An 11218-nucleotide genomic window follows, 5' to 3' on the forward strand; every position below is an offset into this window, starting at 1 on the left:
CTCCTCCGGGACCGCCAGGGCCGGAAGTACCGGGTACGGTCACGGTGCCGCAGGCGATCGAGGCGAGGAGTGGCGCGATGACGTCCGGGCTGACCCGACGGCTGGGCACGACCGACGCGGTGACCGTGGGGCTGAGCGCGATGATCGGCGCCGGAGTGTTCGCCGCCTTCGCCCCCGCCGCGGCGGTCGCCGGCGCGTGGCTGCCGCTCGCGCTGGCCGTCGCGGGCGGGGTCGCGTACTGCAACGCGGTGTCGTCGGCCCGGCTCGCCGCGCGCTACCCGTCCTCCGGCGGCACCTACGTGTACGGCCGCGAGCGCCTCGGCGACCTGTGGGGCTTCCTGGCCGGCTGGGGCTTCGTGGCCGGCAAGACGGCCTCGTGCGCGGCGATGGCCCTGACCTTCGGCGCGTACGTGGCACCGGGGCACGAGAAGCCGCTCGCCGTGCTCGCGGTGGCCGCGCTCACCGGCCTCAACCTGGCGGGCGTGCAGAAGTCGGCGGTGGCCGCCCGGGTGATCGTCGGCGCGGTGCTCGCCGTGCTGCTGGCCGTCGTGGTGGCCGGGCTGGCCGGCGGCACCCACCCCGGCGGCGGCACCGCGCCGGTCGACGCGTGGGGCGTGCTGCAGGGCGCGGGGCTGCTCTTCTTCGCCTTCGCCGGCTACGCGCGCATCGCCACGCTGGGCGAGGAGGTCCGCGACCCGGAGCGCACCATCCCGCGCGCGATCCCGGTCGCCCTCGGCATCACCCTGATCCTGTACGCCCTGGTCGCGGTCGCCGTCCTCGGCACCCTGGGACCGGCCCGGCTCGCGTCCTCGGCCGCGCCGCTGGCGGACACGGTCACCGCGGCGGGCGCGTCCTGGCTGACCGGGGTGGTCCGCGCGGGCGCCGCCCTGGCCGCCCTCGGCGCGCTGCTCGCCCTGATCCTGGGGGTGTCGCGGACGACCTTCGCCATGGCCCGCGGCCGGCACCTGCCCGGGGTGCTCGACGCGGTGAGCCCTGGCCACGGCGTGCCGCACCGCGCGGAGGTCGCGGTGGGCGTGGCGGTGGCGGCCCTGGTCCTGGTGGCGGACCTGCGCGGCGCGATCGGCTTCTCCTCGTTCGGCGTCCTCGTCTACTACGCGATCGCCAACGTGTCGGCCCTGACCCTGCGTCCTGACGAGGGCGCACCGCGCCGGATCGTCCCGCTCGCCGGGGTGGCGGGCTGCCTGCTGCTCGCCGCCACCCTGCCACCCGCGTCGGTCGTCGCCGGGCTCGCGGTGTTCGCGGTGGGCGCTCTGGGGTGGCTCGCCGGGCGCCGGGTCAGGGCGGCGGCCCCACCGGAAGGATGAGCCGCGAGGCGGACAGGTCGATGATCCGGTGCGAGGGCGCCGTGCGGGTGGAGGTGGCCGGGTCGCCGTCCGTCCCGAGATCCGGTGGGTGCGCACGAGGTCGGCCGGTTCGTCGAGCGGTTCGCCTCCACGCTGGCCGACGCCGGCTTTCCCCGGCTGGCCGCCCGCGTCTTCGCGACCCTCCTGGTCAGCGACGAGGGGCGGATGACCGCGGCCGAGCTGGCCCGCGCGCTGCGCGCCAGCACCGGCGGCGTCTCCGGCGCCGTCCGCTATCTCGTCCAGGTACGGCTCATCCGGGTCGAGCGGGAGCCCGGGACGCGGCGGCACGCGTACGTGGTCGACGGCTCCTGGTACGAGGCCACGGTCACCGGCAACCCGTTCCTCGACCGGGGCGAGGCCGATCTCCGGGCCGGCATCGCCGCGCTCGGCGGCTCCCCCGCGGCCGGGCGGCTGGCCGAGACGCTGGAGCTCATCCTGTTCCTCCGCGCCGAGACCCGGGCCATGATGCTGCGCTGGCAGGAGCGCAGGGCGGCACTGCGGGCGGGGGTCAGCGAACGGTGACGTCCTGGATCAGGGCGCTGCCGTCGAAGACGTTCACCCCGAAGAGCCCGTTCGCGTACGCGTCGTCCGTCGCGGTGATCACCGGGGTGGCACCGCCGTCGAGGTAGACCTCGAAGCGGTTGCCGGCCGCCACCACCCGCAGGTGGTAGGTGCGGCCCGGGACGATGGCCGTGGGGTGGGTGGCGAGGTCGCGGCCCGGGCGCCACAGTTTCACGTACCCGTCGGTGTCGATGTTGGCGGTGTAGTGGCCCGTCGCGCCGGGCGTCGCGCGGAAGGTCAGGCCCGTGGCCCGGCCGGCGACCACCCGCAGGGCGGCCTCGTAGGTGAAGTCGCCGCCCGTGCGCGGCGACAGCGAGAAACCGTCCCCGGTACGCCGGCCCGCCAGGCCGTCGCCGGGCGCGGTCCACGCCCCGGCCACCGGGGTCCACGGGCCGCCCAGGTTCTGCCGCCAGCCGGGCGCACCGATCCGGGCGTTCTGCAGCACGGCGGCGCCCTGGAAGACGTTCAGGCCGAAGGCGCCGGCGGCGTACGTGTCGTCGGTGGCGTCGATCACCGGTGCGAGGGCGTGGTCGAGATAGCCCTGGAACCGGTTGCCGCGGGCCACGACGCGCAGGTGGTGGAACCGGCCCCGGGCGACGGTCGCCGCCGCCGTGGCGATCTCCCTTCCCGGGCGCCACAGCTTCATCACGCCCGCCGCCGCGTCGACGTTGAGCGTGTAGTTGCCCCGGAAGGTGAGGCCCGCGGCGGCCGCGGTGTCCAGCCGCACGTCCGCCTCGTAGGTGAAGTCGGTGCCGGTGCCCGTACCGAGGTAGAAGCCGTCGCCGGACGCCTCGCCGCGCTTGCCGTCGGCCGTGTCGGTCCAGGTGCCGCCGGCGGCCCGCCAGGGGCCGGCGACGTCGCCGCGCAGGGTGGATTCGCCGGTGCCCCAGGCCGGCCGCAGCGGCGTCAGGGTCAGCGAGGTCAGCTTGACGCTGCCGCCCTCGGCGTACGCGCGGACGCCGTAGGCCCCGGGCTCGAAATCGGCGGTACGGGTGACCGACAGCCGCCCGTCGTTGCCGAAGGTCTCCACCTGCCCCCGGTCGACGATCAGGCGCACCCGGACCCGGCCGCCCACCGGGGGCAGGACGCCGCCGTCGAGGGTGCCGGCCGCCCGGTCGTAGGTGACGTCGCGGGTGGAGGTGCCGTCCGGGCGGACGCCGAGGCGGAACCCGAAGCGGCTCGCGGTGGCGCCGGCCGTGTCGAACTCGGCGGTCAGCTCGTACGCGTCCGCGGAGGCGCCCCGCAGCGGGTCGGTGGCCGGGTCGGCGGTCAGCGTGCGGCCGGTCCAGGTCGTCCCCGCCGTACGCAGCCCGGCGATCTCCGGGACCGGCGTACGCGTCACCCGCGGCACGCCCGCGTACGTGCGCAGCCCCAGCTCGACCGGGAAGGTGGCGCTGCCGGTCCACACGCTGCCACGGTTGCCGGGCATCCACGCCATCTGCACGGTCCGGCGCCCCGGCAGGTTGCTGAAGGTCAGCGCGGCGTAGTAGCTGCCGTCGACCCGGTTGTCGCCCTCGTCCATTCGCAGGGGCGCGGCGCCGCTCCGGTCGGCGGTGAAGGTCGTGCCGTCGAAGGCGCCCACCACGTACTCGCCGCTCGCGTCGCTGAGGATCCACTTCTCGGGGCCGGTGCCGTCGAGGCGCAGCGGGAACATGTCGGGGCACTCGAAGAGCCAGTCCGCCGCGTACCGGCTGGCGAAGGTCCAGGTGAGCAGGTCGGGCGAGGTGTAGAAGTGTGCCGCGTTGCCGCCGCCGGCCGACCAGAACACCATCACCCAGCGCCGGGTCGGCTCGTGCCAGAACACCTTGGGGTCCCGGCTCTCCGCCGGCATCGTGATCACCTTGCGCCCATGGTCGTACGGCTGGAAGGTGTCCCCGCCGTCGTTGCTGTACGCCACGCTGACCCCGTCGGTGCCGGTGAACACGACGATCGGCGCGCGGCTCCCGGTGCGCAGCCCGGAGGTGTTCGCGGTGTCCACCACGCCGCCGCCCGACCACAGGTTCCCCGGATGCACGCCGGGCTCGAGGGCTACGGGCCGCTGGGTCCAGTGCACGAGGTCGGTGCTGACGGCGTGTCCCCAGTGCATGGTGTCCCACTGCAGCCCGTGCGGGTTGTGCTGGAAGAACAGGTGGTAGACGCCGTCGGCGTAGAGCGGCGCGTTGACGTCGTTCATCCAGCCGCCGGCCGCGCTGAAGTGCACCTGGCCGCGGTGCGGCTCGGTGTAGGCCGTGGGGGCGTACGGGAACTCCGGATAGTCGCCCGCGACGCCGGCCGAGGCCGGTCCGGCCGGGACGACGACGGCGGCCGAGACCAGCAGGACCAGGGTGACCAGAGCACGGACGCGCATGAGCCATATCACCATCTATCGATGAATGGCACAACGCCCGGCCCGCGCGCGGCGGCACCGCCGCGCGGGTCAGCCCACCAGGAAGACCGGGCAGGCGGCGTGCCGGACCAGGGCGTCGCCGACCGGTCCGAGCAGCCGGCCGCGGCCGCTCGGGCCCCGGCGGCCCAGCACCACCGCGCAGGCGCCGGCGGACGCGCGGACCAGCGCCTCGGCCGGGTCCCCGGCCAGCAGCCGGTGCCGGACGACCACGTCGCCGGCGGCCTCGTCCCACTCGCCGCGGGCGGCGCCGGTGTGCAGCTGGACGGCGTCGCATCCGCGCAGGCGCGCCTCGCCGAGCGCGAATTCGGTCACCGCGGCGGCGTCCCCGGCGCCGTCCACGACGCCGAGCACCACCGGCTTGCGGGACCCGCCGCCGGACCGGGCGGGACCGGGCCGGCCCTCGGGCGGGCGGACCACCAGCACCGGGCCGCCGTGCCGGGCGGCGACGCGCACCGCGACTCCCGGCCCGGCCGCCTCCGCGTCGGGCCGGCCGCCCACGACGAGCAGGTCGGCGGCGCCCGCCGCGGACAGCAGCCGCTCGGCCACCGGGCCGACCAGCAGCCGGCTGGTCACCGCGACCACGGCCGACGCGGCATGGGCCTGATCGGTCATCCGCTCCAGCAGCCGCGCGCCGCGGTCGCGGACCTCGTCGCGTCCGGGCGCGTCCTGCTCGGGCTGGACGTGCAGCAGTCGCAGATGCCAGCCGCGCAGGTCCGCCTCGATCATCGCCCGTTCCAGCACGAGTTCGCCGGTCGCCGTGCCGTCGACGCCGGCCACCACCGTCGCCAGGCCGTACGGGCTGCGGCGCACGGGTTCCAGCAGGGCGCCGGTCATCGGGGGCCCTCCGGGTAGGCGTACAGCTCGACCAGCCGCACCCGGGCCGCGCCGAGCCGGTCCGCCATCACCGCGAGGAACCGCTGCCCGAGCTCGCGACCCAGGTCGGTGTCCGCGGCCATCAGCTCGCGCACCCGGGCGGCATCGAACTCCACCGCCCGGCACTCCTCGGCCACCACCGCGCCGAGCGTCCACCGGTACGGCTCCAGCAGCCACGACCAGCCCACGACGCCGCCCGCCCGGACGACCTCGATGGTGATGTCACCCCGGCCCTGGACCGGGAACTCCAGCGCGACGGCGCCGGAGCTGAGCAGCCAGAAGCGGTTCGCCGCCGCGCCCTGCCGGAACAGCCGGTGGCCGGGGTGCCGCAGCACCGGCCGGCCCGCGACGGCGAGCCGGTGCAGCCATCCGGCCGGCAGATCGGCGAGGAAGGGATGCAGGGCGAGTTGATCGAAGACGGTCAGCGGTGCCACGGTTCACCCCCGGGGTCAGTGCCGGCTACGGCCGGCCCTGTGCCCGCTCGGCGGGAACACCCGGTCCATGAGGTCCTCCAGCACCGGCCCGGCCACCGTCAGCAGCGTGAACACGGCGAGGATGACGAGAATGAGCCACAGCATGGTGCCCACCTTCTCCAGATGATCGGCGGCCACGGCAACCCCCGTGCACCGATCCTGGGCCCGGGGCGGGCCGGGAGGCAGAGTCGGACGGCCGGGCCCCGACGGGACCTCCGGCCCCCCGCCCGCCGCCGGCAGCCCCGCGGCGTGGACGTGACCACCGGCCCTGCCGCCTGCGACCACCGGGCGCGATGCTGAGGACACCCCACCTGAGGGAGGACACCATGATCGCGCACATCGGGGACCGGATCGTCGTGGAGGGTACGCACCTCGGCGACGCTCGCCGGGTCGGGATCGTCACGGCGCTCGCGCACGAGGACGGCAGGCCGCCGTACCGGGTGCGGTGGCTGGACGACGGGCGTACCACGCTGATCTTCCCCGGCGCGGAGGCCCGCGTGGAGCCCGCGGCCCAGCCGTGAGAACGACGGACGCGCATGACGGCCGGTCGGGGCCGTCATGCGCGTCCGGGGCTTCAGGCGATGCCGTACGCGAGCCCGGTGCCCAGGATGTTGCGGTCGTCGAAGTCGAACGCCAGTTCGTCCACGACCCGGACCACGCCGGCGATCTGGCGGGCGAGCCGGCTCGCGATGTCCGCGGAGCTCCAGCGGTCGACGTGCCCGCGCAGGGTCACGACGCCGTCGGTCACGGTGACCTCGACGCGGGCGACGTCGTCGGGCAGGTAGATCTTCAGGATGCCCTGCTCGACGTCCGCGCGGATGTCCTCGTCCGGGCGCAGGTGGACCTTGAGCAGGTCGCCGCGGGAGACGATGCCGATGAGCCGGCCCAGGTCGTCGACCACGGGCAGGCGCTTGACCTCCTCGCGGTCCAGCAGCCGGGCGGCGGCCGCGATGGCGGTGCCGCCGACGACGGTCACGGCGGGGCTGCTCATCAGGTCGGCGGCGGTCTGCGCGGCGGCCTTGCCCCGTTCGCCGCGGCGGCGCCGGCCCTCGAAGAGCCGGGGTTCCTCGGCGCCGGCGTACTCGATCTTGCGGAGCAGGTCCGCCTCGGACACCACGCCCACGACCCGGTGGAACTCGTCGACGACGGGTACGGCGCTCAGCCGGTTCTTCACGAGCAGATCCACGACCTCCCGGTAGGGGGCGGTGGGGGCGACCGCGATGACCGCGGTGGTCATGACGTCGTCCACGTGCCAGTTCTTCATCACGGGCCTCCTTCGTGCCTCACCTCGAACGCTAGGCGCGCGGCCGGCCGGCGGTCAGGGCCGATCGTCCCGGCCGGGCGGGACCTCGGGACCGCCGCACCGCGAGCCCGGCGCCGGCGCGGCCTGAAATTTCTTGCGAGCCCGGAAACGTCTGTGCATCGACGGATGCCGTTGGAAATCACCGCTCGGTCAGCGCAGGAGCACTCTTAGCTTTCTTAAACGATTAAGAACGGCGCTGGTCCGGTGCCGAATCGTTACTCGGTTGATCAAGCGGAAACATTGCGAAACCCGGCTGCCCGTTCTTGACTGACAGCCGGGGGAACCGGAGACGGTGACGGTGTTGTCACGCCCCGGCGTGATGTGACATAGGGAGAGGTATGTTCGGTCAATCCAGGAGTCCGCGGCTGCGCGGCGCGCTCGCGGGCACGCTGGGCGTGGGCCTGGTGTTCGGTCTGGCCGCCTGCGGCGGCAGTGACGACTCGGACGACGATTCCACGGCCACGTCGTCCATCGACTGCGCGCAGTTCAGCTCGTTCGGTGATCTGAAGGGCAAGTCGGTCTCGGTCTACACCGGCATCGTGACGCCGGAGGACAAGGCCTACAAGGACTCGTACAAGCCCTTCGAGGACTGCACCGGCGTTTCCATCAAGTACGAGGGCGACAAGGCCTTCGAGACCCAGATCCTGGTGCGCGCCAAGGCCGGCAACCCGCCGGACCTCGCGATCGTGCCGCAGCCGGGTCTGCTCAAGCAGCTCGTCGCCACCGGCAAGGCCGTCGAGGCGCCGGCCGAGGTCGCGGCGAACGTGGACAAGTTCTGGGGCAAGGACTGGAAGGGCTACGCGACCGTCGACGGCAAGTTCTACGGCGCGCCGTCCGGTGCCAGCGTGAAGTCCCTGGTCTGGTACTCGCCCAGCGAGTTCAAGGACAAGGGCTACCAGGTCCCGACGACGCTCGACCAGCTCAAGGAGCTGTCGGACAAGATCGCCGCGGACGGCGGCCGCAAGCCGTGGTGCGCCGGCATCTCCAGCGGTGAGGCCACGGGCTGGCCGATCACCGACTGGATGGAGGACTTCATGCTCCGGCTCTCCGGGCCGGAGACGTACGACAAGTGGGTCAACCACGAGATCCCGTTCAACGGCCCCGAGTCCACGGCGGCCCTGGACGCGGTCGGTGAGTACCTGAAGAACGACAAGTACGTCAACGGCGGCCTCGGCGACGTCAAGAGCATCGCCACCACCACGTTCCAGGACGCGGGCCTGCCGATCGTCGACGGCAACACCTGCTCGCTGCACCGCCAGGCGAGCTTCTACGCGGCGAACTTCCCGAAGGACGTCAAGGTGGCCGAGGACGGCGACGTCTTCGCGTTCTACCTGCCGGGCAAGGACGCCGCCAGCAAGCCGGTGCTCGGCGGCGGCGAGTTCAACGTGGCGTTCGCCGACCGGCCCGAGGTCAAGGCGTTCCAGACGTACCTGTCCACGGACACCTGGGCCAACATCAAGGCCAAGGCGTCGCAGGGCTGGGTCAGCGCCAACAAGGGCATCGACCCGAACAACCTGAGCAACCCGATCGACAAGCTGGCCGCCACGATCCTGAAGGACCCGAACACGGTCTTCCGGTTCGACGGCTCGGACCAGATGCCGGCCGCCGTCGGCTCGAACGCGTTCTGGAAGCAGGCGACGAGCTGGGTGACCGGTCAGGACACCAGGACCACCGTCAACAACATCGAGAACGCGTGGCCCAAGTGAGATAGCTCGTTCCCGGGGCCGGTCGCCGAGAGGTGACCGGCCCCCTTGCACCTACAAGGAGGTACGGGTCGCGTGTTAACCGCCGAGACCAACACCGCGAAGATCGGGCTGATGCTCGCCGCGATCCTGCTCTTCGCCGCGGTCGTGGGCATCATGCTCTTCCTCGCCACCCTGTTCCGCGGCCGCCGCGCCGACCGCTGGGTGGCGTACGCCTATCTCACCCCGACGCTGCTCATGCTGGCCGTCGGCCTCGTGTACCCGGGCGTGCGCACCATCTACCAGTCGTTCTTCGACGCGGCCGGCAACGCCTTCATCGGCCTGGACAACTACAAGACGATCTTCACCGACGGCGACCAGCTCACCGTGCTGCGCAACACCGTCTTCTGGGTCGTCGTCACGCCGTTCGTGGCCACCGCGGTCGGCCTGCTCTACGCCATCCTGGTCGACAAGTCGAAGTTCGAGTCGGCCGCCAAGGCGCTCATCTTCCTGCCCATGGCGATCTCGTTCGTGGGCGCCTCGATCATCTGGAAGTTCGTCTACGAGTACCGGCCCGACCAGGGCAACGTGAAGCAGATCGGCCTGCTCAACCAGGTCCTCGTGTGGCTCGGCGGCAGCCCCCAGCAGTGGCTGGTGGACTCGCCGCTGAACACGTTCCTGCTGATCGTGGTCATGATCTGGATCCAGGCCGGCTTCGCGATGACCGTGCTCTCGGCGGCCATCAAGGCGATCCCGGACGACATCGTCGAGGCGGCCCGGCTCGACGGCGTCACGCCGTGGGGCATGTTCCGCTTCGTCACGCTGCCGGCCATCCGCCCGGCGGTGGTCGTGGTGCTGACCACCATCGGCATCGGCACGCTGAAGGTCTTCGACATCGTGCGGACCATGACCGGCGGCCAGTTCAACACCAGCGTCATCGCCAACGAGTTCTACAGCCAGAGCTTCCGCAGCGACAACCAGGGGCTCGGCGCGGCGCTCGCCGTACTGCTGTTCCTGCTGGTCATCCCGATCGTCGTCTACAACATCCGGCAGCTCCGCCGTTCGGAGGCGCTATGACCACCACCACCCCGCCCGCGGCCACGGCGCTCCCGGCGGACCGCGGGGAGCAGTCCGCCGCGGCCGTCGCGAAACGCAAGCTCAGCTCGCCCTGGGCCTCGCTCGCCGCGATCCTCATCGCGGTGCTGTGGACGCTGCCGACCTTCGGCCTGCTCGTCTCCTCGTTCCGCCCCGAGCGGGCGATCAAGACGACGGGCTGGTGGACGTTCTTCTCCAACCCGACGCTCACCATGGACAACTACCGCGACGTGCTCGACTCGGAGAGCGGCGCGGGGCTGGGCTCGTACTTCGTCAACTCGCTGGTGATCACGATCCCCTCGGTGATCATCCCGCTCACGCTGGCGACGATCGCGGCGTACGCGTTCGCGTGGATCAAGTTCCCCGGCCGCAACATCCTGTTCCTGGTGATCTTCGCCCTGCAGATCGTGCCGCTGCAGGTCACGCTGATCCCGCTGCTGACCCTGTACGTCGACGCGGGCCTGGCGAACACGTTCTGGACGATCTGGCTGTCGCACTCGATCTTCGGCCTGCCGCTGGCGATCTACCTGCTGCACAACTTCATGCGGGAGGTGCCGGCGACGCTGCTGGAGGCCGCCCGGGTGGACGGCGCCGGCCACGTGGCGATCTTCTTCCGGGTGCTGCTGCCGCTGCTGCGCCCGGCCCTGGCCGCGTTCGGCATCTTCCAGTTCCTCTGGGTGTGGAACGACCTGCTGGTCGCGCTCACCTTCGCGGGTGGCGGCGACAAGGTCGCCCCGATCACGGTGGCGCTGGCCAACCTGAGCGGCACCCGGGGCACGGCCTGGCACCTGTTGTCGGCGGGCGCCTTCGTCTCCATCATCGTGCCGGTCACGATCTTCCTGCTGCTCCAGCGCTACTTCGTCCGCGGCCTGCTCGCGGGCAGCGTCAAGGGCTGAGCACGGCGCGCGGCCGCCCGGTCCCCCGGGCGGCCGCGGACCGCCGGGCGGCGTCAGCGGACGACGACGACCGGGCAGTGCGAGTGGGCGGCGCAGCGCTGGCTCACCGAGCCGAGCAGCGTGCCGGCGAACGCGCCGTGGCCGCGGCTGCCCACGACCAGCAGGTCCGCCTCCCGTGCCGCGTCCAGCAGCACCTGGGCGGGGTGGCCGGAGACCACGCTGGTGCGTACCGGCACGCCGGGTTCCGGGCCCAGCGCCTCGGCGACCGCCTTCTCCAGGATCTCCTGCGCCGCCACGTCGAAGTTCTGGTACGGCACCGCGGGCACTCCCCACCCCCACACCGGCGGGAACTCCCAGGCCGTGACGGCGTGGATGCCCGTACCCGTCAGCCGGGCCTGTCCCAGCGCCCAGCGCAGCGCCTCGTGCGACGCCGGGGAGCCGTCCACGCCCACGACGATGTCCCGCGGTTCGCTGCCGTGTCCCTCCCGGATCATGCCGCTCACCTCCCGTACCCGATCGCCTCTCCAGTCTTCCGGAGGCAGGACGGGCGGCACAGGGCCGGCGGACCGCGGCCGCCGGGCCCTG

The 11218-nt window shown here is 72.9% G+C and carries 12 protein-coding genes; 6 read left to right on the plus strand and 6 right to left on the minus strand.

Translation table 11 applies throughout. The features are described 5' to 3' along the window. Positions 1–77: 77 nt before the first annotated feature. Positions 78–1325 (plus strand): APC family permease, encoded by a 1248-nt coding sequence (locus tag CLV70_RS00380; protein WP_106124293.1) that lies wholly within the window; start codon positions 78–80, stop codon positions 1323–1325. 84 nt (positions 1326–1409) lie between these two features. After that, entirely contained in the window at positions 1410–1886 is a 477-nt protein-coding gene (locus tag CLV70_RS00385) for a GbsR/MarR family transcriptional regulator (RefSeq protein ID WP_106124294.1), read from the plus strand. Here CLV70_RS00385 and CLV70_RS00390 read toward each other — a convergent pair. The 4 genes from CLV70_RS00390 to CLV70_RS39515 form a co-directional block, all read right to left on the minus strand. Next, the gene (locus CLV70_RS00390) at positions 1873–4272 is read right to left on the minus strand and encodes a glycoside hydrolase family 32 protein (RefSeq protein ID WP_106124295.1); all 2400 of its coding nucleotides are present in this window, start codon (positions 4270–4272) and stop codon (positions 1873–1875) included. The genes CLV70_RS00385 and CLV70_RS00390 overlap by 14 nt on opposite strands. Positions 4273–4341: 69 nt before the next feature. Next, positions 4342–5145 (minus strand): universal stress protein, encoded by an 804-nt coding sequence (locus tag CLV70_RS00395; protein ID WP_106124296.1) that lies wholly within the window; start codon positions 5143–5145, stop codon positions 4342–4344. Next, a complete protein-coding gene (locus tag CLV70_RS00400) occupies positions 5142–5618 on the minus strand; it encodes a Crp/Fnr family transcriptional regulator (RefSeq protein WP_245907935.1) in 477 nt (158 codons plus the stop codon). The genes CLV70_RS00395 and CLV70_RS00400 overlap by 4 nt, the downstream gene beginning before the upstream one ends. A gap of 15 nt (positions 5619–5633) precedes the next feature. Next, entirely contained in the window at positions 5634–5795 is a 162-nt protein-coding gene (locus CLV70_RS39515; protein ID WP_158277665.1) for a hypothetical protein, read from the minus strand. A 188-nt stretch (positions 5796–5983) separates the two neighbouring features. Here CLV70_RS39515 and CLV70_RS00405 point away from each other — a divergent pair, with 188 nt between their 5' ends. Then, positions 5984–6178: a DUF1918 domain-containing protein gene (locus CLV70_RS00405; protein ID WP_106124297.1), complete on the plus strand. Its 195-nt coding sequence runs from the start codon at positions 5984–5986 to the stop codon at positions 6176–6178. Positions 6179–6231: 53 nt separating this feature from the next. Here the strand turns inward: CLV70_RS00405 and CLV70_RS00410 are convergent, their stop codons facing one another. Beyond that, positions 6232–6921 carry a CBS domain-containing protein gene (locus tag CLV70_RS00410; RefSeq protein ID WP_106124298.1) on the minus strand — a complete coding sequence of 230 codons (690 nt, stop codon included), beginning with the start codon at positions 6919–6921 and terminating at the stop codon, positions 6232–6234. Positions 6922–7298: 377 nt separating this feature from the next. Here CLV70_RS00410 and CLV70_RS00415 point away from each other — a divergent pair, with 377 nt between their 5' ends. The 3 genes from CLV70_RS00415 (at position 7299) to CLV70_RS00425 (ending at position 10633) form a co-directional block, all read left to right on the plus strand. Continuing rightward, positions 7299–8666, plus strand: coding sequence for an ABC transporter substrate-binding protein (locus tag CLV70_RS00415; RefSeq protein WP_106124299.1), 1368 nt, complete (start codon positions 7299–7301; stop codon positions 8664–8666). A gap of 111 nt (positions 8667–8777) precedes the next feature. Next, the gene (locus CLV70_RS00420; RefSeq protein WP_106124957.1) at positions 8778–9719 is read left to right on the plus strand and encodes a carbohydrate ABC transporter permease; all 942 of its coding nucleotides are present in this window, start codon (positions 8778–8780) and stop codon (positions 9717–9719) included. Continuing rightward, positions 9716–10633: a carbohydrate ABC transporter permease gene (locus CLV70_RS00425; RefSeq protein ID WP_106124300.1), complete on the plus strand. Its 918-nt coding sequence runs from the start codon at positions 9716–9718 to the stop codon at positions 10631–10633. The genes CLV70_RS00420 and CLV70_RS00425 overlap by 4 nt, the downstream gene beginning before the upstream one ends. A 53-nt stretch (positions 10634–10686) precedes the next feature. Here CLV70_RS00425 and CLV70_RS00430 read toward each other — a convergent pair whose 3' ends face one another. Next, positions 10687–11127 carry a universal stress protein gene (locus CLV70_RS00430; protein WP_106124958.1) on the minus strand — a complete coding sequence of 147 codons (441 nt, stop codon included), beginning with the start codon at positions 11125–11127 and terminating at the stop codon, positions 10687–10689. Positions 11128–11218: the final 91 nt, after the last annotated feature.

This window comes from Pseudosporangium ferrugineum (genome assembly GCF_003002065.1).
Classification (GTDB): Bacteria; Actinomycetota; Actinomycetes; order Mycobacteriales; family Micromonosporaceae; genus Actinoplanes; species Actinoplanes ferrugineus_A.